The following is a 23,874-nucleotide window of genomic DNA, read 5'->3' as shown; positions in this document are numbered from 1 at the left end:
CTTATGTCTCAAGTTCCCAGAGGATTAAGTACCTCTAACTTGGCTAAGTCTAGCAGCTGGCCGTTTAACAGCACCTGAATCACCTCGCCCTGAGCATTCACCAGTAAAAAGGTGGCACCTTGGCGTAGTTGCGGCGAACTCTGCGTCGGGCGCAGCGGATTAACCAGTACCGGCAGATTAGTCTGGCGCTGCAACAACTTGGCGTCACCACTAAAGTGGGTATAACCGAGCCGTAACAACTGCTGGTAGCGCTGGTCATCCAGTAGTAGCGGTTCACTTAACGAATAAGCCCGCCCCTGTTGATAGCGCAAGCCGCTGACATCAAACTGATGATAAGCACCATACCCGCTCAGATCGCCCAACTCGTGGATCCGCGCATAGCGGTCGCCTTCGGTATGAAAGTTGATGCCGATATCCAGCGTCGCCTCAGTATCCGCCACCCTGACTTGCAGCTTGTTTAAGATCAGATCTTTTAAACCGCCACTGTTATTAAACGGAATCGCCTCGTAATCACTCAGCGCGGCGTCACGATAACTGCCGCTGACAATGGCATTGATCCAGGCAACATAGAGTTGAAAGTTCAGGCGTCTGGCGACCTGACGATTGTCATCATTGCGATGGCCACCGGCTTCGACCAATACCGTGCTAATACCCATACCGGCAAAGGTATCGCCAAAAGAACGTGGTGACCAGGTATCGTTGTAACGGCCAAGATGGTCAGGGATCTGCCGATCGAGCCAGGGTTTAACGTGCGCGATCAGCTGCATCGCCCGGCGGCGGCTGTCATTAATGTCCCGCTCAGCATTATAAGCAGGTGCCAGTAAGGATATGGTCGCGGGATTGGGTGCATCACCGGCGGCGTGATAGCGGTTTTGATCATGAAGATTAAAACCATAGTGCGGCTGAATTCGACGTGCCAGTTGCATCAGCAGACGGCCCTCCGGGCTTTGCAGCGCCAGCGCATCCCGATTGATATCTATGCCCTGGGCATTAACCCGGCTATTACGGGCAGCACCATCCGGGTTTAACATCGGCACGATATAAAGCGTAATCTCAGAGAACCACTGCTCGCGCCAGGCTTGCTGCTCAGGCGCTAACGTGTAGTTAAGAAAGTCGAATAGGGCCGCTGTCGCGGTATGTTCATCACCGTGCATTTGTGACCAGGCCAGCACGCGCTTCTCGCCTTGTCCCAGTTGCAGCAGATAGATAGGGCGATTTTCCACCGAGCGCCCTAACTCGGTTACCTTGAGTGCCGGATCCGCCGCATACTGTTTAATTAAGGGCTCAATATCGGCAAGTTGCAGCCGTGCTTTATCCAGGCCTGGCTGCAAGTAGGGTTGATAATTTTCTATGGTCGTTGCCTGTGCCAACATCATACTCCCCAGCCAAAGTAAGATTAGTATAAATTTATTCATAAAAAACCCCTTGCTGCTGCAATACTTATTCAGACACAAATACAAAAGGTTGTAAAGACACTAGAAAATGTCACTCCGACAAGCCTTGCAGCGCTGTCGTTTCCCCTGTATAAAATCTTAACAGAAGAAACTGCTATTGCTACGGCGGCAAGCCTGTTATCGGCTCAGCACCCTGACAAATAAGGCAGACCGAACCTAATGGAGAATCCCGTGACAGACTGGCTCACCCTGTTACCGGCAATAGTCGCTATTGCTGTCGTACTGTGGCGCAAGGAAGTGATCCTGGCGTTATTGTTATCGCTTTGTACCGCTGAATTATTGATCTTTATCCAGCAAGGTCAGGGACTGGGCGCTAGTTTATTGTTAAACGGCAGTATCCAGACGTTGGAGCGAATTATTGAGGTCACCGCCGACGCCGGCAATGCCCGCATTCTGATGTTCTCATTGTTGGTGGGGGGCTTACTGGCCTATCTGCGTTACTCCGGTGGCGTGACGGCCATGGTCGATTTACTGGTCCGCAAAGGCGTCGCCCGCACCGGGCGTCAGGCTGGCTTGCTAACCTTTGGCATCAGCTTTTTTACCTTTATTGAATCGAATTTAAGCTCGCTGACTAAAGGCATCAGTACCCGCGGTCTGTTCGATAAATTTGGCATGAGCCGGGCGCGGCTGGCCTATATCATCGATAGTACCAGTTCGCCGATATGCATTATTATTCTGCTTAATGGCTGGGGCGCTTATGTGCTGGGACTGCTTAGCACCTACGAATTATCCGTACCTGCAGTGTCGGTGCTGCTCGGCACCATTCCACTGAACTTCTATGCCCTCTTCACACTGGCCGTGGTGCTGTACACCATTATTAGCGGTAAGGTCTATGGCCCCTTACGCCGTGCCGAACAACAGCAAAACCGGTTGGCTGATCATACTGAAATTGATACCCCGGCCAGCCATCCGTCTTATATGCTGGTACCGCTACTGACACTGGTGTTTTCGATGGTTGCCTTTATGTTGATGACCGGTAACGGCAATCTGGTGCAGGGATCAGGTTCAAAATCCGTGCTGTATGCCACTGTACTCGCTTGTCTGGTTGCCTACAGTATGATGCTGTTTAGCCGGCGTTTTCAGCACCAGCAACTGGTCAATATTGGCTTTAAAGGTATCTCGGAATTATTACCGGTGGTGACTATAGTGCTGCTGTCGATGGCGCTGGGCACCAGCTTAAAAGTGCTGGGTACCGGCGCCGTGATTGCCGGCATCGTCGATCAAAACGTGCCGCATTTTTTAATCCCGGCACTGCTGTTTTTGGCGGGTTCGCTGATCTCTGTTACCACCGGTACCAGTTGGGGTACTTTTGCTATTCTGGTACCCATTGGTATGCCGATGGTGACGCTACTCGACTTACCGCCACAACTGGTGCTGGCGGCCATCCTTAGCGGTGGTATTTTTGGCGACCACTGTTCACCGATCTCCGACAGTACCGCGGTCAGCTCGGTCGCAGCCGGCTGTGATCTGCTTGAGCATGTGAAAACTCAGCTGCCCTATGCGCTGTTTTGTGGCGTTCTGGCCTTGCTGGCCTTTGTCTTGACCGGATTTTTGATGATTTAACTCTGGCTTAGCGTGGTATTTCAGATCGTAGTGTCAGTTGCAAGAGCGTGCTACACTGCCCAGACCTTGAATAACCGGTAACCCGGATGGCACGAAAAACGAAAGCAGAAGCCGAGGCGACCCGAGAACAGATCCTGGATGCAGCTGAGCAGATGTTTTTTCAGTACGGTGTATCACGCACCACGTTGGAAAAAATTGCCGTTGCGGCGGGGGTCACCCGGGGCGCCATCTACTGGCATTTTGATAACAAATCGGCGCTGTTTAGCGCCATGTTAGATCGGATCCGCCTGCCATTTCAGCAAATGCTCGGCCAGCTGGATAGCGAGCAGCAAGCCGACCCTTTGGCGCAATTGCGGGATTTTCTGATCCAATCCTTAACCCTGATCACCAGCAGTGAACGGCACTTCCGGGTACTGTCGATTGTCTTTTTGCGCTGTGAATATATTGACGAGCTTAACCCGGCGGTTTCGCGGCAGGAAGAACTGGATAAAACGGCCAATGACATTATCAGTCGTGCCCTGCAACGTGCCCGCACTGCCGGTACGCTGCAAGCTGGCGTAGAGCCGGATCAGGCAGCCTGCGCTATTCATGCGTATCTGGGGGGGTTGATCCGTAAATACTTACTGAAACCTGATTTTTGCGATTTGCAGCAAGCCGCAGCCTATATTGATTTGATGTTAAACGGTATAAAAAAGCCAGTCTGAAACCGGAGTTAACAGACTGGCAAAAGGTACAACCTTTACCAAAAGTGGCTTACGCCACTTTTGGTTTCGCAGCAAAGAACCGCATCACCACATAGTAGAAAATTGGCACTAAAAACACCGCCAGTACTGTTGCCGAGATCATCCCGCCTAATACCCCGGTACCAATCGCATTACGGCTGGCCGAACCGGCACCGCTACTGATCACCAGTGGCAACACCCCTAATGAGAATGCCATTGACGTCATAATAATCGGTCGTAGCCGTAAACGAACCGCTTCGATAATGGCGGCAGTTAACTCGCGCCCCTGCTGCTGCAATTCGCGGGCAAACTCGACAATCAGAATGGCGTTTTTCGATGCCAGCCCCATGGTGGTCAGCAACCCCACCTGGAAATAGACATCATTACCCAGGCCACGCATATAGGCGGCACAGAGGGCGCCGAAAATCCCCAGCGGTACCACTAAGATCACGGCAAAAGGTACCGACCAGCTCTCATACAGTGCGGCCAGACAGAGGAAGACCACCAAAATAGACAGTGCATACAGCGCCGGCGCCTGCGAGCCGGACAGCTTTTCCTGATATGAGGTTGCCGTCCACTCAAAATCGATACCGGCAGGTAACTGACTGACCAAACGCTCCATCGTCGCCATCGCATCACCCGAGCTCACGCCCGGCGCCGGCTCACCCTGAATTTCCATCGCACCTACGCCGTTATAGCGCTCTAAGCGCAAGGGCCCATATTCCCAGCGACTGCTGGCAAAGGAGCTGAAATTCACCATCTCGCCGCGATTATTGCGCACATACCATTTGTTCAGATCTTCTGGTGTCATCCGGAACTCCGGTTCAGCCTGCACATAAACCTTTTTTACCCGGCCGCGATCAACGAAATCATTGATATAAGCCGAGCCCCAGCCAATGGCCAGTGTCTGGTTAATTTCGCTTAAGGATACCCCCAGTGCCTGAGCTTTTAGCTGATCCACCTCAATTTTTAGCTGAGCAGCATCTTCCATACCATTGGGCCGCACCTGCATTAATGTCGGTTCCTGTGCCGCCATGCCCAATAACTGATTACGGGCGTTAAGCAGGGCTTCATGGCCAAGGCCACCACGGTCCTGCAGGTACAGGTTAAAGCCGGTTGCCCGTCCCAGTTCGGCAATAGGTGGCAGGTTAAAGGCAAATACCTGCGCTTCTTTAATCGTACTAAAGAAACCATAGGCCCGGCCAATCACCGCCTGCACGCTGTCCTCCGGACCACGCTCTGACCAATCTTTCAGCCGCACAAAAGCCAAACCGACATTCTGCCCACGGCCAGCGAAGCTAAAGCCACTAACGGTGAACGCTGAAATGACGGCCGGATCCTGCTGATAGTGGGCACTGATTTTGTCCATGACCGCTTCAGTGCGCTCTAAACTGGCGCCAGCAGGTAATTGTACGATCGACAAGAAAATACCCTGGTCTTCTTCCGGCAGAAACGAGGTAGGCAGCCGTATAAACATCACCGCCATAATGGCAACAATAGCTCCGTACACTAGCATGGAGCGGCCGGGCCGCTTTAACATGGCAGCCACACCGCGCTGATAGCCTTTATTGCTGCGATCGAAGTTACGGTTAAACCAACCGAAGAAGCCCTTGTTAGATGGTGCATGACCGGCTTTCAACATGGTGGCACATAGCGCTGGAGTAAAAATTAATGCTACCAGCACCGACAGCGCCATCGCTGTCACGATAGTGATGGAGAACTGTTTATAGATGGCACCGGTCGCGCCACCAAAGAATGCCATCGGTACAAAGACAGCCGACAACACCAGACCTATACCAATCAGTGCACCGGTGATCTGCCCCATCGACTTACGGGTTGCTTCCTCCGGTGGCAAACCTTCTTCGGTCATTACCCGCTCAACGTTTTCCACCACCACGATTGCATCGTCAACCAATAAACCTATGGCCAGTACCATACCAAACATCGTCAGGGTATTAATCGAAAAGCCAAAGGCAGCCATCACGCCAAAGGTACCCAGTAACACCACTGGCACTGCCAGGGTTGGGATCAGGGTCGCGCGGAAATTCTGCAAGAACAGATACATCACCAGGAATACCAGGATCACCGCTTCAATCAGCGTTTGTACCACTGAGGTAATCGAGATTTCGACAAAGGGCGTGGTGTCATACGGAATTTCCGTCGCCAGACCTGCCGGAAAGTAAGGTTTTAACTCTTCCAACCGCTGCCGCACGGCCGCTGCCGTATCCAGAGCGTTAGCACCAGTCGCTAACTCTATCGCAATACCGGTTGCTTCCTGACCGTTAAAACGGCCCATAATGGAATAGTTTTCACCACCGAGCTCAACCCGGGCTACATCACCCAATTTTACGGTGGAACCGTCGGCATTAACCCGCAGCAGAATATCGGCAAATTCTTCGGCTGAGGTTAAGCGGGTTTGCGCCAGTATCGGTGCATTAAACTGCTGACCGGGCAATGCCGGTGCGCCGCCTAACTGACCGGCGGTGACCTGATTATTCTGCACCCTAACCGCCGCCGTAACATCGGCCGGCGTCAGATTAAACTGGTTTAATTTGGCAGCATCGAGCCAAATCCGCATCGCATACTGGCTACCAAATACCGTGACATTACCGACGCCCGGGGTACGGCTGAGCGGATCGCGGACGTTCGCCACCACATAGTCGGCAATATCATCGCGGCTTAAACTGCCGTCAGCCGAGATAAAGGCGACTACCATCAAGAAGGCACCATTGGATTTAGCGACCCGCACCCCTTGTTGCTGTACTTCCTGTGGCAGTAACGGAATGGCCTGCTGTAACTTGTTTTGTACCTGCACCTGCGCGATATCGGCGTTGGTACCGGTTTCAAAGGTCAGAGTTAAACTGATATTGCCAGACGAATCACTTTGCGCCGACATATACATCAGATTATCTAAACCGGTCATCGATTGCTCAATCACCTGGGTAACCGCATCTTCAGCCGTTTGTGCCGAAGCACCTGGATAGCTGGCAGAAATGGTTACCGCAGGCGGTGCAATACGCGGGTATTGCTCTACCGGCAGCTGCATAATCGACAAGGCACCGGCCAGCATAATAACGATGGCGATAACCCAGGCAAAAATCGGCCGGCTGATAAAGAAATTCGCCATCTGTTACTCCTGTACTGCTACAGCATTAACCTGAGCACCCGGCTGCACTTTTTGCAGGCCGGCAACGATTACCCGTTCACCCGCGGCCAGCCCATCCTGTACTACCCAGTACTGTTGATAACTGCGACCGAGCGTGATTTGCCGGGCTTCAACCTGTTGCTCGTTATTCACCACCAGGACCTGAGTCGCGCCTTTCGGCAAACGCTGTACTGCGGCTTGTGGTACTAGTACAACATTGGCCTGTTCAGCCTGCGCCAGACTGGCACGGACAAACATACCGGGTAATAACAGCCTATCCGGATTCGGGAACACCGCTCTTAAGGTCACCATACCGGTGCTGGGATCAACACTGGCTTCTGAGAACTGTAACTCACCCGCAGCCGGATACTGACTGCCATCTTCCAGCGCCAACTTGACGCTGACAGCCTGTTGCTGCGTACCGGTTAATTGCCGCCGTAATTGCAGCAATTCGCTACTGGATTGCGTTAAATCAACGTAGATAGGATCAAGTTGCCGGATAGTGGCTAATACTTCGCCCTGATTTGCTGTTAACAGTGCGCCTTCAGTAACCATCGAACGGCCAATCTGACCGGCGATGGGAGCGGTAATGCGGGTGTAATCCAAATTGATACGAGCAGCTTGTCGCTGTGCGGCTGCGGCTTGCACTTCCGCTTCGGCTTGCAGTACGGTGGCGCGGGCATCGTCAACATCTTGCTGGCTAACCACTTGCGAAGCTATCAGCCCCTGTAACCGCTTCAGACGCTGCTGAGCATTGGTTGCGGCCGCCTGTGCCCGGCTTAAATTAGCCTCGGCGGTGGCGAGTGCCGCCTGATAAGGCGCCGGATCGATTTGATATAACAGCTCACCGGCGCTTACTTGCTGCCCTTCGGTAAAATGCCGCTTTTGCAGGATACCGCTGACCTGTGGCCGGATTTCTGCTTGTCTGAAATCGGTGGTACGGCCGGGTAATTCGGTGACCAGTGCTAACGACTGAGACTGGATTTGATAGACCCCGACTTCCGGTAACCCCGGCGCGGCTTGCGCTTGCGGAGCCGGTTCACTGCAGCCACTTAACAGCCCGATTAGGATCGCGAAAACGCTGCTCTTGCGCAGAATAACTTGAAATTGCTGCATGCTTGCCCCTGAAGATTGAAGAAATTATGTCAGGCGGATTTTGCCAATCCTACCTTGCCCAACAATATACATACACGACTGTATGTTATCAAGCGCAAAAATTCCAGCTTGCGTTTAATAGCGTCAGGCATGGGATAAAGTGTAGCAGTCATGTCGCACTGCATCGAAAAGTAATGCAGCAGGTGCAAGACTAACGAACGAAGGTGGCTTTAACCCGGGTCGAGAACAGCATATAAGGCACCCAAATCAGAACCATGATTAACGAACGAATAAACTCCGTGCTGGTATTTTTATTAAACAGCGGCTCATCTGGCAAAATTAGTTTTAGCGCTAAGGCATCAAGAAAAATAAAAACCAACGTAAACAAAGCAATACCGATATACCATTTCGGAAACCCCTGACGTCGCAGAAAGAATTTATAGCCAATCACCAGCCACCCCAACACTAAACTACAGTTAATGGCCAGTTCGGTAAAAATAAACGGCGCCCAAAACGGGTTGTAATGAGCACTCTCTGGGCTAGTCAGTGTCCGCCAAATATCGACATTAAAGAGTTCAGGATAGGTATTGTAGATTAACAGACTAATTTTAAACGGGCTGACAACAATGCCAATTCCAACCAAAATTAGCCAACCGCCAAGCTGTCGTGCTTCCATTTTGTCACTCATTCTGCCCTCCGTGAGCAATACTAATTGTCGCCAGTGTCAGGAGTGAGCTCCTCAGACACTGGCCATATTTAACCGAACAGATAGTCGCAGATTTCTTTGAGATTAGCAAAGCAGCTTGCGCTGCTCCGGTAGCCCCATACTAAGCACAAAGGGGGATGCTGCCTGCTGCGCCTGACTAAAATCGGCTTTGTTTTGCCAGTTGTGCCAGTTAACAGCAATCAGACTTTGTGCGACTGCGCCACCAAGGCTACTGCCAGGGCCGAGTAAGATCAGATGGTCCGGCGCAAACTCTTTTACTGCTACCTCGATAGCCTTACTAAAGTGATAGGTCTGACAGACCTGATCGCCAAGGGTATAGGCTTTTAGTGCCGTGGCCTGGGCTAAACCGGCAGGCCAAATCTGGCCGCGGCCATCAATCAGCGGGATTTGCGGCGGGTGAAACAGTTGCTCGGAAAAACGACTCATCGCCTGATCTGAGGCCGGCTGCATCAGTGGGCTATGAAAGGCGGCATGGCCGGGTAACAATAGCGGAAAACGCTCATCACAGGGCGGCAGGGCCTGCATCGCGGCTTGCACAGCCTGCTGCGTCCCCGCCAGTACCGCGTAACCACCATACACAATCGACATAAAGAGCGCACCCTGATGCTGCCATAGCTGCTCTGCTACGGCGCGTTGCTTTACGGCATCGGGCTGCCAGTCGCTATTAACCAGCGGATAGATAAACTGCGCCCCGGCCGCCTCCGCCGTCAGCTGCGCCATACCGGTGACCAGCTGCATCTGACTGTCGCCCTGCCAGACACCGGCACAGCCGAGCGCAGTATACCAACCCATCGAATTGCCGGTTACCGCCACGATCTCTACCTGTTCGCGATAAATGGCCGCAAAATCGGCGATGCCACAGCCATAAATCAGTGCTGCCGCATTCTCGGCTTTTAAATGCTCGCGACTACTAAAGGCCGGCGCCTGATCCAGTGCCGTTACCGTGCTTAACCCGAGCTGCTCCCGCACAGTATCAAATTGCTTAAGCCAGCTACGGTCGGCGGCGACCTGTTTCAGATAGCCCAGCTCAGTGCGGTTATAGCTGCCACGACCGGGGCAAACGACGACGGCGGTTTTTTTACCACTCATACTAATACCTCCGCAGTCAGTAACTGCTGCATGGCACTGCTGATTTGCGCTTTCGATGGCAGCACCTGATAGGCGGCCGCCCCCAGTGGAATAAAGCTGTCTTCAGCGGTAATACGCTGGATCTGATAAAACCCGGGCCGCGCTTCATGCAGCAGTGTAAACAGTTCTTCGCTGAGTGAACCGCGACGGCGGCATTCATCCACCAGCAGAATTTTGCGACAAGGGCCCAGCGCCTGAATAATGGCATCGATATGCAGCGGCACCAGACAGCGCAGGTCAAGTAAGCGGATGTCCGCTGCCTGCTGCGGCAATTCCGCTAACGCCTGGCGACTTAAATAATAACCATTAGCGTAGCTAATGACCGCCAGCTGCTCACCCTCGCCATAAACCGCCGGCTCGCCGAGCGCTGGCAACGGTTGCTCAGGCTCTGGGTACTGACAAAGCCATAAGCCATCGCCAGGGTGTAGCAGATCCCGCGTCATATAGAGCGCGATCGGCTCGAGCAGGATCACCAGCCGCTTTTGCTGATAGGCCAGCTCAACCGCCTGGCGTAATAGCAGCACCGCATCAGCACCGTTAGACGGACAGAGCAGAATAATGCCCGGAATATCGCGAAACACCGCAAAGGAATTATCATTGTGAAAGTGGCCACCAAAGCCGCGCTGATAGGCCAGACCCGCTATACGGATCACCATCGCATTATGGTACTGGCCATTGGAGAAAAACGGCAGCGTTGCCGCTTCACCACGGATCTGATCCTCGGCATTATGCACATAGGCCAGAAACTGAATTTCCGGAATAGGCAAAAAGCCCTGCTGCGCCAGTCCAATCGCCAGCCCGAGAATACTTTGCTCATCGAGCAAGGTATTAATCACTCTGTTGGCGCCAAAAGCATGGACCAAATGCTGCGATACGCCATAAACGCCGCCTTTTTTGCCGACATCTTCGCCAAATAGCAGGGTTTGCGGGTATTGCGCAAAGAGATCGTGCAGCGCCCAGTTTAACAGCTTGGCTAAATGCTGGCCTTTACCCAGGTTATGCTGGTCAAAGGCAAATAACGCCTGTCGCACAGCTGGCAGCGGCAATGGCGGTGTCGGTAAAGCGGGATAATTCGGCGCAATCGAGGCCATCACAGCGGCCGCGCTGGTCAGTTTGGGCCGGCTACTGGCCACGGCAGCCACGCGGGCAATTTGCGCCGCCAGCTGCTGCACACTTTGTAACAGTGCAGCCTGCGATAAGGTGCCGCGACTGAGTAGCATACCGCTGCTGGCTAATAACGGGTCCTGCTCCAGCTCGCTTTCAATTTGCTGTTTGCTGCGATAGGCCACTTCCGCATCGGCGCCGGCATGACCAAATAAGCGTACCGTCGATAGATGCAGCAGTGCCGGTGCGCGTTTGCTGCGGACATAGTGTGCGGCCGCCTTGGCGACGCGCAGTGTTTCGGCTAAATCGCTGCCATCAGCGGCAAAGTAGCGCAGCTCTGGCCGCTCAGCCAGGCTTTGTTCGATCCAGCCTTGCGGTGTCGGGGTGGAGATCCCCAGGCCATTGTCTTCACAGACCAGCAAAATCGGCAGCGGCACATGCTGATAAGCCGCCCAACAGGCTGAGTTAATGGCGCCCTGTGCCGTCGAGTGGTTGGCCGAGGCATCACCAAAGCTACAGACCACTATCGCATCTTCCGGCCAGTTACCGGGCTGGCCAAGCCGCTTACTAAGATCAATGGCAAAGGCCGTGCCGACCGCTTTGGGTAATTGCGAAGCAATGGTACTGGTTTGCGGCGGAATATTCAGTGCCAGGCTACCCAGCACCTTATGCCGGCCGCCGGAGATCGGATCTTCACTGGAAGCACAAAACGACAACAACATATCATACAGCGGTGTACTGCCGGGTAGCTGCTTGCTACGCTCAATAAAAAAGGCGCCGCTGCGGTAATGTAAAAATGCCGGATCGCTCAGGCGCAGTGCTGCGGCCACCGCAGCATTAGCCTCATGGCCAGCACTGCCAATGGTATAAAAACTCTGGCCTTTGGCTTGCAGTAAGCGTGACTGTAAATCCAGCAGCCGGCTGCAAAGCTGGCTGTGCCACAGCCGGTACAGATCGCTATCGCTCAGACTGTCCGGCCAGTGTGGTGTGGGTAAGGCGCCTTGTTCGATGCGCGCCAAAAACCCCTGCAACCAGGGGTGCAAGGCTTCGGTCATGCTGGCCTCCGGCTTAGCTAAAGGCTTGCAAGCCGGTCTGGGCACGGCCCAGGATCAGCGCATGCACATCATGGGTACCTTCGTAGGTATTCACCGCCTCGAGGTTCATCACATGGCGAATAACATGGTATTCATCGGCAATACCATTACCGCCGTGCATATCGCGGGCGATGCGGGCAATCTCCAGTGCTTTGCCACAGGAATTACGTTTAATCAGCGAAATAGTTTCTGGTGGCAGCAAACCGGCATCCATTAAGCGGCCGGCCTGTAAGCAGGCCAGCAAGCCAATGCTAATCTCGGTTTGCATATCGGCCAGTTTCTTTTGTACTAATTGGGTTTGCGCCAGCGGCCGGCCAAACTGGATCCTATCCAGCGTATATTGCCGCGCCGCATGCCAGCAAAACTCGGCCGCACCCAGTGCGCCCCAGGCAATGCCGTAACGGGCTTTATTCAGACAGCCAAAGGGGCCTTTCAGGCCACTGACATTAGGTAGTAAGGCATCTTCCGGCACGGCGACATTATCCATCACGATTTCACCGGTAATAGAGGCACGCAGTGAGAACTTGCCTTCAATTTTTGGTGCCGACAAACCGGCCATGCCTTTTTCCAGCACAAAGCCGCGAATTTCACCGTCCAGCTTAGCCCATACTACAAACACATCGGCGATCGGGCTATTAGTGATCCACATCTTGCTGCCGTTAAGCAGATAACCGCCGTCAATCCGTTTGGCGGTAGTGCGCATACTGGCCGGATCGGAGCCGGCATCCGGCTCGGTTAAACCAAAGCAGCCTACCCACTCACCGGTCGCCAGCCTGGGCAGATATTTCATGCGCTGCGCTTCGGTGCCATATTCGTAGATCGGATGCATCACCAGCGAGGATTGCACACTCATGGCACTGCGATAACCGCTGTCCACCCGCTCCACTTCGCGCGCGACCAGGCCATAGCTGACGTAGTTAACGGCTGAGCAGCCATATTTTTCCGGCAAGGTCGCGCCAAGCAAGCCTAATTCGCCGAGCTCATTCATAATTTCACGGTGAAAATGCTCTTCGCGGTTGGCCATTAACACCCGGGTTTGTAAGCGTTCCTGACAATACTGATGGGCGGTATCACGGATCAGCCGCTCTTCTTCGGTTAACAGTTGGGAAAATTGAAACGGATCTTGCCAGTCAAATTGTGGACGCGCCATCTTACACCTCATTATGTCATGGGAAACGCCTGACATTCGCTGTAATAACCGACAGTTAACGCCAAAACGTCTTACTCTGTTGCTCACTCTACTGCGGCCTGATATAAAGTTAAAATATATTAATTCTGTAGATGCTATAGCTTTTAACTATGGATATTCGCCAACTCAAATACTTTGTTGCGGTCTATGAACAGCGCAGTATCAGCGCTGCGGCGCGCCAATGCTGTGTCGCCCAACCCTCGTTATCGGCGGCCCTGTTGCAGTTAGAGCAGGAGTTGGGAGTGAGTTTATTTCTGCGCCTGCCCAAAGGGGTTACCCCAACGGAGGAAGGCGATAAGCTGTATGGCCATGCCGGTAAGTTACTGGCACAGCTGGCCTCGCTAAAAGCCTCGTTTCAGGCCCCGGCTGCCAAGGTACGTTTTCGCCTAGGCTTGATCCGCGCCCTGGGCGTCGAGCGGATGAGTGCACTGCTGCGTGAGTTTAGCCAGCAAGTGCCGGGGCTGGAACTGCACCTGGTCGAGCCGGATGCGCCTTGCGATGCGCGGATTATTACCCCGGCGCAGCAACAAGGTGGTGAAGTATTACAACCGATCTGGCGGGACCGCTATTTATTGGCACTGCCACCGGCCTGGCCGCTCAGCCTGCAATCGCAGTTGACACTGGACGATTTTCAGGACCTGCCACTGATTAAACGCACGCCCTGTGATGCCTGGGATTTACTGTACCCGCAGCTAAGCCGGCGCAATATTCAGCCGGCGATCCGTGCTGATATTCAAACCATAGAATATGCCTTGGGCCTGGTATCGGCCGGGGTGGGTTGTGCGCTGGTACCGGATTTTGACAACTTGCTAGAGCGTAGTGATGTGGCGTTAAAACCCATTGCCGGCCTGCAGCTGGAGCGCACCATTGCCCTGGCCTATCGCAGTGACAACGCCCATCCGGCCTTGCCGGTACTGCAACAGCTCTGTAGCCAGAGTAGTGCGCTTTAACACTACACTTAGAAAGTTATCAGGATTTAGGCTTAGGATCTTGGAGCTCAGGATTTTACTGCCAGCGGCTTTAACCAACGCTCAGCAAACTCATCGGCCGGTACCGGCTTACCAAAATGGTAGCCCTGCGCCCGGGCACAGCCGAGCTGCAACAGATAAGCCGCCTGCTCTGCCGTTTCCACCCCTTCGGCAATGGTCAGCATATCCAGACTTTTTGCCATCGCCAGAATGGTTTTTACCACCATATTATGATGGTGATCACCGGGGATATTATTGATAAAGGCTCGGTCAATCTTTAGCGTGGAGGCACGAAAACGGGTCAGATAAGCCAGCGAAGAATAGCCGGTTCCAAAATCATCAATGGCCCAGCTGAAACCCATGGCTTCTAACTCGGCCATTTGTCGCAGCGAACGCTCCGCATTTTCCATAATCAACGATTCGGTGACTTCCAGTTCTATCTGAGTAGGTGTAATACCACTACTGCAAGTCGCAAAATCACTGACCAGTTGTTCATTATCCAATTGCCGGGCCGAAACGTTAACTGATAGGCGTCCGGGTAAACGATAACCTCTTTGCTGCCATAAATTCAGTTGCCGGCAGGCGGTTTGCATTACCCAGTTTCCCAGCTCCGGCATCAGGCCGCGCTCTTCCGCCAGCGGAATAAAGGTATCCGGCCGCACCCAACCCCATTCCTCATCATACCAGCGACACAGCGCCTCGGCGCCGGAAAGCTGACAACTGGCTAAATCGATCTGCGGCTGATAGTGCAAACTGAGTTTGCCACTGCGTAGCGCCAGCATAAAGCGCTCCAGCACGATTTGCCGCTGACTCAGTGCCTGGCTCATCGACGGCTCGAATACTTTCAGCCCACCACCACTGCTCTTCGCCTCGGCCAGCGCAATGCTGGCAAACCGCAGCAATTCCGGACCATTTAATTCATCGCTGGCAACCAGGGCACAACCCAAATTTACATGCAGCGCAAAATCCTTACCGGCACAATGAAAGGGCCACATAAACAGCTTTTGTACCTGCCGGCATAATTGCTCCAGCTCCCGCACAGAATACACCGGGCTGAGCAGCGCAAATTGATCGGCAGAATAGCGCGCCAGATAACAGCTCTCTGGTAAATCCTGGCGCAAGCGGCCGGCTACGGCCGCTAATAACTCATCACCGACTTTAAAGCTAAACAGATCATTCAGTTCTTTAAAACGGCTGATATCAATTAACGCCAGACCCAGTGCAGCTTTCGAGACATCAGCTTTCGGCCAGTTTTGCAGTTTTTCCAGCAAATGCGCCCGGTTAGGCAGTTGTGTGACGTTATCCCGATAGGTCAATTTCCGGATAAAGCGTTCGCTCTGCGTGCGCTCGAGCTCAGCACCCACTTGGGCTGCCGCAATCCGCAGCACTTCGCGACCGATTTCCGGCATTTGTAGTGGTTTGGTCGCCATAATGCTCAGAATACCCATCTTCTGACCACTGGTGTTTAAAATCGGCATACCAAGATAGCTTTCGACCCCCAGGTCAACCAGCAGTACATCATCCGGAAATACCTGACAAACGCCCTGTGCATAAACACAAGGCTCGCGCTCCGGCACGGTTTCGCAGGGCGTGCCCTTCAGCGGGTAAGTGATATTATCGAGCAGCTGGCCCTGGCCCCACAGCGCTATGGTGCGGGCTTCGGTTGAGGTCGCTGTGGCTTCAGCAATCAGACAGTATTCAACGTCAAGAATTTCGGCCAATCGCTGTACCAAGGTGGGTAAAAAATCCGGATAGCCGCTCTGTGTTAACACATCGGCTAATTGCCGGAAAATTTCCTCGGTACTGAAGCGTGCTTGCATAGTTTGGCTAACTGCTGCCCTTTGGTTACAACATATTAGACATCGCACTACATCAATGCAAGCACAGTGTTAACTGACAATTTCGATACAATCAATCGGGCAAACTTCAATACAGGTTGGTTTATCGTAAAACCCAACGCACTCGGTGCAGCGTGCCGGATCGACCTGATAGTGCAGAGGCCCCATGCTAATGGCCTCGTTTGGACACTCCGGCACACACATATCACAATTAATGCAACTTACCTCAATAACGGCCGTCATCTTAAGCAATCTCGGTCGCTAAACCGGCTGTTGCCGCACTGGGAACGGGTAGCTGTTTTAGCAACATCGCATGCTGCAATAGAACCTGCTCCGGCAACTTTACTTTCAGCTGATAACAAGCACCGGGTGCCAGCAGCAGCTCCTGATCCTGCTGATTACGCAGTGCTTCCAGTCGGAAGATTTGATTGCCCTTTGGCATCATTAGAATCAGCTGATCGCCAACCGCAAACTGGTTTTTTACCTCCAGTAAGGCAAAACCTTCGCTATCCTGCTCAGCGATAAATTCGCCAACCAGTAACTGCTCACCCACACTGTGACTGGTATCATAATTTTGCGTATCCTGCGGCTTATGGCGACGTAAAAAGCCCTCCGTAAAACCACGATTAGCCATGCCTTGCAATTCACTTAACAGCTTGCTATCAAAAGCCTTGCCGGCCACCGCATCATCAATCGCCTTGCGATACACCTGAGCGGTACGGGCAACATAATAAGGTGACTTGGTGCGGCCCTCAATTTTCAGGGAATGCACGCCCATAGCGGTTAACGCCTGCACATGCTCAACCGCGCGTAAGTCTTTTGAGTTCAGAATATAGGTGCCATGCAGATCTTCGTCGATGGTCATCAGTTCACCGGGCCGCCCTTGCTCTTCCAGCAGCGCCGGGGTACTGATCGGCTTAAATTGCCCGACCTCATCTTCTACTGCGGCATGCACCTGATAGGGCCAGCGGCAGGAGTTAGTACAGGTGCCCTGATTCGGATCCCGCTTATTGATATAACCCGAGAGCAAACAACGCCCGGAATAGGCCATACAGAGCGCGCCATGCACAAAGACCTCCAGCTCCATTTCCGGCACTTCACGGCGGATTTCAGCAATTTCCTCGACAGATAATTCGCGTGACAGAATCACCCGCTCCACCCCCTGCGTTTGCCAGAACTTTACCGCCGCCCAGTTAACAGTATTGGCCTGCACCGATAAATGTAGCGGCTGCTCCGGAAAATGCTGCCGCAGCAAATAAATCACGCCAGGATCAGACACAATCAGCGCATCCGGCTTTAACGCCACCACCGGCTGCATATCGCGGACAAAGGTGGTCAACTTGCTATTATGTGGTGCGATATTCACGACCACATAAAAGCGCTTACCCAAGGCATGGGCTTCGTTGATCCCTGTCTCCAGCGCCGCTAAATCAAACTCATTATTGCGTACCCGCAAGCTGTAACGTGGCTGGCCGGCATAAACGGCATCGGCACCATAGGCAAAGGCCAGCCGCATTGCTTTTAAACTGCCGGCGGGTGATAAGAGTTCAGGTTTAAACATCAATAGGGTCTCAGTCAGGATCAGGGCGCCGATTTTAACCGGCTATTTTCACCTTGCATTGATCCAGCGCAAGCTTCACCAGCTGACTAAATCACTCTTTCTTCATATACTGGTCAGTCCAATCTCTGTGTTCACTTCTTAAGCAGCCTTGTTCCAGATCAATAACCCTTAAACTGATACTTTTATACTACCGCCATCTTACTGCTACATTGAGCAATCTATGTCTGAGCTGTTATTAGGTACTGAAAATACCGACGCCGAGCCGACCATCGCTGAGCTGATTAAAAAGCCCTTGCTAACCTGCCCGCCACAAACCAGCCTGCAACAAGCGGCAAAGCTGATGCGCAGCCATGGCGTCAGCTGTATTTTGGTAGAAGAGCAAGGTCAGATCACTGGCATCTGGTCCGAAGCTGACACCCGGAAACTAGACTTTGCCGGCAGCAAACCGTCAGAGATCAAGGTTGGCTCAGTGATGTCATCACCGGTGATCAGTGCCAGTGGTTTGACCCGGGTTAGCGGTGCAGCCAGTTTAATGCTGAATCATAATATCCGCCGCTTGCTGGTAGTGGACCCACAACAACGGCCGATAGGGTTACTGACGCAAAGCGATATTATCCGCCAGCAAAAAATTGAATTTTATCTGCGCTTTCGGGACGTTGGCAGCTGTGTTGACAAGGCACCGCTGCATTTGGCTGCCGCCTTGCCTTTGGCTGAAGCAGTGGCGGAAATGCGCCATCACCGCGCTGACGCCGCCATTATTTGCTTTGGCGCTGATGATTACGGGTTGGTCACTGAACGCGATTTGGTGCGTTTACTGGCAGAGAACTGTGACGTGTCATCAATAGGCGAGCTGGCCAGCCGACCACTACTAACGGTAGCGCCGGAATTGACGCTGCTGCAAGCGGTAGAACAGTTAACCGAGCATGGCATTCGTCATCTTGGCGTCACCAAAGATGACAATATTTGTGGTTTACTGTCTTTTAGTGCCATTCTGCGCAATGTTGAATATGCCTATATTGAACAGCTAAAAACGGAGCTACGCGATCGCGATAACGCACTACGTACTTCGGCCGACTATTTACGGCTGGCACATAAAGTGATTGATGCGTCGATGGACGGCATTATGATCACCGATCAGCATGGCTTTATTCAGTCGGTGAATCCCAGCTTTACTAAGCTGACCGGCTACAGCAAGGAAGAGGCAATGGGTCAAACCCCACGCTTGCTCAGCTCCGGTTTGCATACTACCGATTTTTACCGCCGCATGTGGCAGACTCTGCTCGAGCAAGGCCACTGGCAAGGTGAAATCTGGAATAAGCGTAAAAATGGCGAGCTTTATCCACAGTGGCTAAGCATTACGGCCATTCGCGCCGAAGATGGCCAGATTACGCAATATGCGTCAATTTTTAGCGATATTACCGAGCGCAAACAGCAGGAAGAAAAAATTCACCAACTGGCCTATATGGATGAGCTTACCGGCTTGGCGAACCGGCGGATGTTTTTCGATCGGCTACAACTGGCACTGGCCAATGCCCATCGCCATCAACACACGCTGGCGGTGATGTTTCTCGATTTAGATTTATTTAAACGGATTAACGATACGCTGGGGCATCTGGCCGGCGATCAGGCATTAAAAGAAGTAGCAAGGCGCTTACAGGCCACGGTGCGCGAAGGAGAATCGGTGGCGCGTATTGGTGGTGATGAATTTACTATTTTGATCCCGGAAGTCAGTTGTGTGAAATCGCTGGAGCGGCTGGCACAGCGACTGATTTCGCAGTTTGAACGGCCGGTGCAGTTGCTGGAACAAGAGTTTTTCTTAACCACCAGTATTGGCATCAGCGTTTATCCGAAAGATGGTCATAATGCCGAGCTGTTAGTCAAACATGCTGATGTTGCCATGTATCAGGCAAAAAGTGCCGGCCGTAATCAGTTTAGTTTTTATCAGGCCAGTAGCGGCTTACAAAATGAAGAAGAACTAAAACTGGAGCAAGCCCTGCGCCTGGCACTGCGTCAGCAACTGCTACAGGTCTATTATCAGCCCAAATTTGCGTTACAGAGTGGCGATATTATCGGCCTGGAAGCGCTGGTGCGCTGGCAGGATGCGGAGCTGGGGATGATTTCACCAGCGCTGTTTATTCCACTGGCGGAAAAACTTGGGCTAATTCATCAATTGGGCGAACAGGTATTACGTCAGGTTTGTCATCAACTGAGGCGCTGGGGTGAGCGGGCGCTGCCGGTGGCAGTTAATATTTCGGCATTACAGCTGGCTGAAAGCGATTTTCTGCCCCGGCTACGGGCAATTTTGCAGCAAAGTGATATCAACGCGTCCCTGCTGGAGCTGGAGCTAACCGAAAGCTGCTTAATTCCGGAGCACGCCGACTATACCTTAAGTGTATTGACGGAACTCAAAGCCCTGGGCTTGCGGCTGTCGATTGATGACTTTGGTACCGGCTACTCGTCATTATCTTATCTGCGCCGCTTACCGCTGGATGCGCTAAAAATTGATCGCAGCTTTATCCGCGATTTACCGCAAAGTGAAAGTGATAGTCAGATCACCCTGGCCATTATCGCTATGGCCAAGGCATTGGGCTTAGAAGTCATTGCCGAGGGTATCGAGCAGCAGGCGCAGCGCGACTTTCTGCTGGCGGCCGGCTGCGACACCGGTCAGGGCTTTCTGGTTTCACCGGCGGTGCCGGCGACAGAGCTGGCACCATTACTAGCGCAGAGCAGCCAGCTCGCGGCAAGCTAATCCGCTACCCCCAAAGGGGTAGCCAAACGCTCCTTCATGGCAATAACAAAAGCTGCTTCACTACTTTAAGCTTACTACACAACGCCGAAGCCACCGGCTCTAACCCTGCCTGCAGGTATGAACGGTGTGCCGTGGTAATAATACCACCGGGTGTGGCGGGAAACGGCCTCACCTCCCAACCTGGAAAGGTGTCATTAGTATGCTTATTGATGCGTATCAGCGCCGTTTTACCTATTTACGGCTCTCCGTAACCGAAAGCTGTAACTTTCGCTGCACTTACTGCCTGCCCGATGGCACTGATTGCGACTCCCGGGCCGGCGAGCTGACACTGCCGGAAATCCGCCGCCTGGTTACTGCCTTTGCCCGCCTCGGCACCCGCAAAGTGCGGATCACCGGTGGTGAACCTTCGCTCCGTAAAGATTTAACGGAAATTATCGCCACCTGTAAGGCCGTACCCGGCATCGAAAAAGTCGCCCTGACGACTAATGGTTATCGCTTAAAACGTGATGCCGCCGCCTGGCAAGCTGCAGGGTTGGATGCAGTTAATGTCAGTATCGATAGCCTGGACGCGGCAACCTTTCATCTGGTTACAGGCCAGGACAAACTGGCCGACATCCTGGCCGGTGTCGCCACAGCCAAAGCCGTTGGCATTCAGCAAGTCAAAATCAATACGGTGCTGTTAAAGCAGCATAATGCGTTGGCGTTGCCGGATTTTCTTAGTTTTGTAAAACAGCAGGACGTGTCGCTGCGCTTTATCGAGCTGATGCGCACCAATGACAACCTCAACTTCTATCAGCGACAGCATTTAAGCGGCGCCAGCATTCAGCAGCAGTTGGAAACCCAAGGCTGGCAGTTACTGCCAAAAGGCCTGAGTGATGGCCCGGCGCTGGAATATGCTCATCCGCACTATCAGGGCCGCATAGGCCTGATTATGCCCTACAGCAAAGATTTCTGTGCCGATTGCAATCGCCTGCGGGTGTCCAGCAAAGGCCAGTTATATCTGTGCCTGTTTACCGACAGCTATCAGGATCTACGCAGCTTACTGCAAAGTGAGCACAGTGCGCCCTTGGAGCGCTTTCTGCAGCAAGCAGTAGCCGGTAAAGCCGAGAGCCATCAACTGCAACAGCAGCACAGTGGCAGCACCCGGCATTTAGCGCAAATTGGCGGCTAAGACGCAGTCTTGTCTACAACAGCATGCTGGAGTAACCAATGTCATTTAGCGCCCTGATTTTAGCTGGTGGCCAATCCCGTCGGATGGGACAGGATAAAGCCGAACTGCGCCTGGGTAAGCTAAGCTTGCTGCAACATATGCAGCAACTGGCGCAGCAAGCCGGCGCCAGCCAGATTCTGCTTAGTCGCAATCAGCCCGGCACGACTTATATTCAGGATCTCAGGCCTGGTCAGGGGCCACTGGCCGGTATCGCGGCTGCACTGCGCTATTGTACTGAGCCGGTGTTGCTGGTACTGCCGATTGATTTACCGCTGCTTAGCGCCAGCAGCCTGCAACTATTAATGCCCGGCGACAACGAACAAGCAGTTTGCTTTCGCGATTGGCCGCTGCCACTGGCGCTGCGCCCCGCCCCCAAGCTGGCGCTCCTGATCGAACAGCAACTGGATGCCGGTGAACGCTCAGTTAAAGCACTGCTGGCAAAACTGCACTGCACAGTACGTCCGGCGCCCGCGGCTGAACTATTTAATACCAATACCCCGGCAGAGTGGCAGCAGTGCCTGAGCGCACTGCTGCAGGCTGCCGTTTTGGAGGAACCATGTCATGACTAAAATTGCCCGGCAATTTTATCCGCTACAACTGGCGGTATTGACCGTCTCCGACAGCCGTACAGCGGAAAATGACAGCAGCGGCGATCTGCTGTGTCAGCTGTTAACTCAGGCCGGTCATCAACTGGTAGAGCGTGCGGTACTGCCGAATAACCTCTATCAGCTGCGCGCCCTGCTCAGCCGCTGGATCGCCAGTGCTGAGGTACAGGCTATTCTGATTAATGGCGGTACCGGTTACGCCGCCGATAATTGCACCGTTGCTGCTGTCACACCGTTATTGGATCAAACGGTACCGGGCTTTGGCGAGCTGTTCCGGCAATTATCCTGGCAGCAACTCAGCTCGGCGGCAATGCAATCCGGCGCTTTAGCTGGGCTGGCTAATGGCACCTTAGTATTTGCGATGCCGGGCTCAGGCTCCGCCTGCACCCTGGCGATGCAACAACTGATTTTGCCACAGCTGGATGGCCATACCGGCCCCTGTAATTTTATTCCACACCTGAAAAACAGCCCGGCCAGCGGCTGTACTACTGCGGAGACCGGCGCATGAATACCCTAACCCATCTCGATCAACAAGGTGCGGCGGCGATGGTTGATATTAGCACTAAAGCCGACAGCCAACGCCTGGCCCGCGCCGGCGCCCTGGTGCAAACCCGCCCCGAGGTAATTCTGCTGATTGAACAGGCACTGCTAAAAAAAGGCGATGTGCTGGCCACTGCGCGCATTGCCGGCATTATGGCGGCCAAAAAAACCAGCGACCTGATCCCGCTCTGTCATCCGCTGCTGTTAAGCAAAGTCAGTGTCGATTTTCAGCTGGATGCGGCCGCCGGTCAGATCCGTATCGAAGCCTGCTGTCAGCTTAGCGGCAGTACCGGTGTCGAGATGGAAGCCCTGACCGCCGCCAGTGTCGCCGCCTTGACGATTTACGATATGTGTAAAGCGGTAGATAAAACAATGACCATTAGCGATTTACGTTTGCTGGAAAAAACCGGCGGTAAATCCGGTCACTATCAATATCAACCTGAGTTGCAGCAGAACCAATCTGCATGGGAGAGCGCCGATGCTTAAAATTTTGTTTTTTGCCGCGCTGCGCGAACGTTTAGCTTGCGCCAGCACCACACTGGATATCACTGGGCAGCACCTGACCGCGCGCGAGGTGCTGAACAAACTCGCCAGTCAATCTGCGCACTGGCAGCAACATCTAGCCAACGCCGAGCTGCTGTGTGCCGTTAACCAACAATTGGTCGATTTATCACACCCGGTTGCTGCCGGCGATGAACTGGCCTTCTTTCCGCCGGTGACCGGAGGCTAGCATGACGCTGCGAATACAGGTACAACAACAGGACTTTTCGGTTGCCAGCGAATACGAGCTGCTGCGGCAAGATGCCCGCTGCGGCGCCGTCGTCACTTTTACGGGTCTGGTAAGGGAGTTGGCAGAGGCAGAGCTGCTAAGCATGACACTGGAACATTATCCGGGCATGACCGAGCAGGCGTTAACCCAGATCGCAACCGAGGCACAGCAGCGCTGGCAACTGGGCGCGGTTACCATTATCCATCGGGTCGGCACCCTGTTACCCAACGAGCAAATCGTGTTTGTCGGCGTCGCCAGTGCGCATCGGGCCGCAGGCTTTGCGGCTGGCGAATTTATTATGGATTACCTGAAAAACCGCGCACCGTTCTGGAAAAAAGAACACACGTCCAGCGGCGAATACTGGGTTGTGGCGAAAGTCAGCGATCAAGCTGCATTAAAGCGCTGGCAATAAG

Annotated in this window: 20 protein-coding genes and 1 riboswitch; of the genes, 10 read left to right on the top strand and 10 right to left on the bottom strand. The window is 53.3% G+C overall.

Annotated elements, in window-relative coordinates; genetic code table 11:
• Positions 1 to 8: 8 nt before the first annotated feature.
• Positions 9 to 1,415, bottom strand: a complete 1,407-nt coding sequence (locus AAY72_RS08495; protein WP_057786803.1) for a M14 family zinc carboxypeptidase — start codon at positions 1,413 to 1,415, stop codon at positions 9 to 11.
• 210 nt (positions 1,416 to 1,625) lie between these two features.
• Here AAY72_RS08495 and AAY72_RS08490 point away from each other — a divergent pair, with 210 nt between their 5' ends.
• Positions 1,626 to 3,017 (top strand): Na+/H+ antiporter NhaC family protein, encoded by a 1,392-nt coding sequence (locus tag AAY72_RS08490; protein WP_008985385.1) that lies wholly within the window; start codon positions 1,626 to 1,628, stop codon positions 3,015 to 3,017.
• A gap of 86 nt (positions 3,018 to 3,103) precedes the next feature.
• Complete coding sequence (locus AAY72_RS08485; RefSeq protein WP_057786802.1) at positions 3,104 to 3,721, top strand: TetR family transcriptional regulator; 618 nt, start codon at positions 3,104 to 3,106, stop codon at positions 3,719 to 3,721.
• A gap of 49 nt (positions 3,722 to 3,770) precedes the next feature.
• On the opposite strand, the gene AAY72_RS08480 is transcribed toward AAY72_RS08485, so the two are convergent.
• From AAY72_RS08480 to AAY72_RS08455, 6 genes are all read right to left on the bottom strand, one after another.
• A complete protein-coding gene (locus AAY72_RS08480) occupies positions 3,771 to 6,866 on the bottom strand; it encodes an efflux RND transporter permease subunit (RefSeq protein WP_057786800.1) in 3,096 nt (1,031 codons plus the stop codon).
• Positions 6,867 to 6,869: 3 nt separating this feature from the next.
• Positions 6,870 to 8,000, bottom strand: coding sequence for an efflux RND transporter periplasmic adaptor subunit (locus AAY72_RS08475; protein ID WP_057786798.1), 1,131 nt, complete (start codon positions 7,998 to 8,000; stop codon positions 6,870 to 6,872).
• Positions 8,001 to 8,190: 190 nt separating this feature from the next.
• Positions 8,191 to 8,667 (bottom strand): DUF2569 domain-containing protein, encoded by a 477-nt coding sequence (locus AAY72_RS08470; RefSeq protein ID WP_057786797.1) that lies wholly within the window; start codon positions 8,665 to 8,667, stop codon positions 8,191 to 8,193.
• A gap of 102 nt (positions 8,668 to 8,769) precedes the next feature.
• Complete coding sequence (locus AAY72_RS08465) at positions 8,770 to 9,795, bottom strand: hypothetical protein (protein WP_057786796.1); 1,026 nt, start codon at positions 9,793 to 9,795, stop codon at positions 8,770 to 8,772.
• Entirely contained in the window at positions 9,792 to 11,993 is a 2,202-nt protein-coding gene (locus AAY72_RS08460; protein WP_057786794.1) for a thiamine pyrophosphate-dependent enzyme, read from the bottom strand. Before AAY72_RS08460 ends, AAY72_RS08465 begins: the two co-directional genes overlap by 4 nt.
• A 13-nt stretch (positions 11,994 to 12,006) precedes the next feature.
• Positions 12,007 to 13,182, bottom strand: a complete 1,176-nt coding sequence (locus AAY72_RS08455; protein WP_057786791.1) for an acyl-CoA dehydrogenase — start codon at positions 13,180 to 13,182, stop codon at positions 12,007 to 12,009.
• 149 nt (positions 13,183 to 13,331) lie between these two features.
• Here AAY72_RS08455 and AAY72_RS08450 point away from each other — a divergent pair, with 149 nt between their 5' ends.
• Complete coding sequence (locus tag AAY72_RS08450) at positions 13,332 to 14,171, top strand: LysR family transcriptional regulator (RefSeq protein ID WP_008985378.1); 840 nt, start codon at positions 13,332 to 13,334, stop codon at positions 14,169 to 14,171.
• Between the two features lie 47 nt (positions 14,172 to 14,218).
• Here AAY72_RS08450 and AAY72_RS08445 read toward each other — a convergent pair whose 3' ends face one another.
• The 3 genes from AAY72_RS08445 to yegQ all read right to left on the bottom strand — a co-directional run bounded on the left by AAY72_RS08445 (position 14,219) and on the right by yegQ (position 17,588).
• The gene (locus AAY72_RS08445; protein ID WP_057786790.1) at positions 14,219 to 16,009 is read right to left on the bottom strand and encodes a sensor domain-containing phosphodiesterase; all 1,791 of its coding nucleotides are present in this window, start codon (positions 16,007 to 16,009) and stop codon (positions 14,219 to 14,221) included.
• 69 nt (positions 16,010 to 16,078) lie between these two features.
• Positions 16,079 to 16,270: a YfhL family 4Fe-4S dicluster ferredoxin gene (locus AAY72_RS08440; protein ID WP_040291969.1), complete on the bottom strand. Its 192-nt coding sequence runs from the start codon at positions 16,268 to 16,270 to the stop codon at positions 16,079 to 16,081.
• Between the two features lies 1 nt (position 16,271).
• Positions 16,272 to 17,588, bottom strand: a complete 1,317-nt coding sequence (gene yegQ / locus AAY72_RS08435) for a tRNA 5-hydroxyuridine modification protein YegQ (RefSeq protein ID WP_057786788.1) — start codon at positions 17,586 to 17,588, stop codon at positions 16,272 to 16,274.
• 220 nt (positions 17,589 to 17,808) lie between these two features.
• Here yegQ and AAY72_RS17005 point away from each other — a divergent pair, with 220 nt between their 5' ends.
• The 7 genes from AAY72_RS17005 to moaE all read left to right on the top strand — a co-directional run bounded on the left by AAY72_RS17005 (position 17,809) and on the right by moaE (position 23,873).
• Complete coding sequence (locus tag AAY72_RS17005; RefSeq protein WP_057786786.1) at positions 17,809 to 20,337, top strand: EAL domain-containing protein; 2,529 nt, start codon at positions 17,809 to 17,811, stop codon at positions 20,335 to 20,337.
• Between the two features lie 70 nt (positions 20,338 to 20,407).
• Positions 20,408 to 20,544, top strand: a riboswitch (molybdenum cofactor riboswitch).
• Positions 20,537 to 21,508: a GTP 3',8-cyclase MoaA gene (gene moaA / locus AAY72_RS08425; protein ID WP_057786784.1), complete on the top strand. Its 972-nt coding sequence runs from the start codon at positions 20,537 to 20,539 to the stop codon at positions 21,506 to 21,508. It overlaps the preceding riboswitch by 8 nt.
• A gap of 38 nt (positions 21,509 to 21,546) precedes the next feature.
• On the top strand, positions 21,547 to 22,116 hold the full coding sequence (locus tag AAY72_RS08420; protein ID WP_057786782.1) for a molybdenum cofactor guanylyltransferase: 570 nt from the start codon (positions 21,547 to 21,549) through the stop codon (positions 22,114 to 22,116).
• Positions 22,109 to 22,660, top strand: coding sequence for a molybdenum cofactor synthesis domain-containing protein (locus tag AAY72_RS08415; RefSeq protein ID WP_057786780.1), 552 nt, complete (start codon positions 22,109 to 22,111; stop codon positions 22,658 to 22,660). The genes AAY72_RS08420 and AAY72_RS08415 overlap by 8 nt, the downstream gene beginning before the upstream one ends.
• A complete protein-coding gene (gene moaC / locus AAY72_RS08410; RefSeq protein ID WP_057786777.1) occupies positions 22,657 to 23,178 on the top strand; it encodes a cyclic pyranopterin monophosphate synthase MoaC in 522 nt (173 codons plus the stop codon). Before AAY72_RS08415 ends, moaC begins: the two co-directional genes overlap by 4 nt.
• Positions 23,171 to 23,422 carry a MoaD/ThiS family protein gene (locus AAY72_RS08405; RefSeq protein ID WP_057786775.1) on the top strand — a complete coding sequence of 84 codons (252 nt, stop codon included), beginning with the start codon at positions 23,171 to 23,173 and terminating at the stop codon, positions 23,420 to 23,422. Before moaC ends, AAY72_RS08405 begins: the two co-directional genes overlap by 8 nt.
• A 1-nt stretch (position 23,423) precedes the next feature.
• Complete coding sequence (gene moaE, locus AAY72_RS08400) at positions 23,424 to 23,873, top strand: molybdopterin synthase catalytic subunit MoaE (RefSeq protein WP_057786774.1); 450 nt, start codon at positions 23,424 to 23,426, stop codon at positions 23,871 to 23,873.
• Position 23,874 lies beyond the last annotated feature (1 nt).

This window comes from Alishewanella sp. WH16-1 (assembly GCF_001441695.1).
Classification (GTDB): Bacteria; Pseudomonadota; Gammaproteobacteria; order Enterobacterales; family Alteromonadaceae; genus Alishewanella; species Alishewanella agri.
The sequence above is the reverse complement of the archived record's forward strand: the minus strand, read 5'-3'. Positions and strand labels throughout refer to the sequence as shown.

Bases quoted from the DNA above. Each gene is read 5' to 3' on its own strand.
- AAY72_RS08485 (WP_057786802.1), top strand. From the start codon at position 3,104: ATGGCACGAAAAACGAAAGCAGAAGCCGAGGCGACCCGAGAACAGATC.
- moaA (WP_057786784.1), top strand. From the start codon at position 20,537: ATGCTTATTGATGCGTATCAGCGCCGTTTTACCTATTTACGGCTCTCC.
- AAY72_RS08465 (WP_057786796.1), bottom strand. From the start codon at position 9,795: ATGAGTGGTAAAAAAACCGCCGTCGTCGTTTGCCCCGGTCGTGGCAGC.
- moaE (WP_057786774.1), top strand. From the start codon at position 23,424: ATGACGCTGCGAATACAGGTACAACAACAGGACTTTTCGGTTGCCAGC.
- AAY72_RS08445 (WP_057786790.1), bottom strand. From the start codon at position 16,009: ATGCAAGCACGCTTCAGTACCGAGGAAATTTTCCGGCAATTAGCCGAT.
- AAY72_RS08495 (WP_057786803.1), bottom strand. From the start codon at position 1,415: ATGAATAAATTTATACTAATCTTACTTTGGCTGGGGAGTATGATGTTG.
- AAY72_RS08460 (WP_057786794.1), bottom strand. From the start codon at position 11,993: ATGACCGAAGCCTTGCACCCCTGGTTGCAGGGGTTTTTGGCGCGCATC.
- AAY72_RS08475 (WP_057786798.1), bottom strand. From the start codon at position 8,000: ATGCAGCAATTTCAAGTTATTCTGCGCAAGAGCAGCGTTTTCGCGATC.
- AAY72_RS08470 (WP_057786797.1), bottom strand. From the start codon at position 8,667: ATGAGTGACAAAATGGAAGCACGACAGCTTGGCGGTTGGCTAATTTTG.
- AAY72_RS08455 (WP_057786791.1), bottom strand. From the start codon at position 13,182: ATGGCGCGTCCACAATTTGACTGGCAAGATCCGTTTCAATTTTCCCAA.
- AAY72_RS08440 (WP_040291969.1), bottom strand. From the start codon at position 16,270: ATGACGGCCGTTATTGAGGTAAGTTGCATTAATTGTGATATGTGTGTG.
- AAY72_RS08420 (WP_057786782.1), top strand. From the start codon at position 21,547: ATGTCATTTAGCGCCCTGATTTTAGCTGGTGGCCAATCCCGTCGGATG.
- AAY72_RS08405 (WP_057786775.1), top strand. From the start codon at position 23,171: ATGCTTAAAATTTTGTTTTTTGCCGCGCTGCGCGAACGTTTAGCTTGC.
- AAY72_RS17005 (WP_057786786.1), top strand. From the start codon at position 17,809: ATGTCTGAGCTGTTATTAGGTACTGAAAATACCGACGCCGAGCCGACC.
- AAY72_RS08415 (WP_057786780.1), top strand. From the start codon at position 22,109: ATGACTAAAATTGCCCGGCAATTTTATCCGCTACAACTGGCGGTATTG.
- AAY72_RS08450 (WP_008985378.1), top strand. From the start codon at position 13,332: ATGGATATTCGCCAACTCAAATACTTTGTTGCGGTCTATGAACAGCGC.
- moaC (WP_057786777.1), top strand. From the start codon at position 22,657: ATGAATACCCTAACCCATCTCGATCAACAAGGTGCGGCGGCGATGGTT.
- AAY72_RS08480 (WP_057786800.1), bottom strand. From the start codon at position 6,866: ATGGCGAATTTCTTTATCAGCCGGCCGATTTTTGCCTGGGTTATCGCC.
- yegQ (WP_057786788.1), bottom strand. From the start codon at position 17,588: ATGTTTAAACCTGAACTCTTATCACCCGCCGGCAGTTTAAAAGCAATG.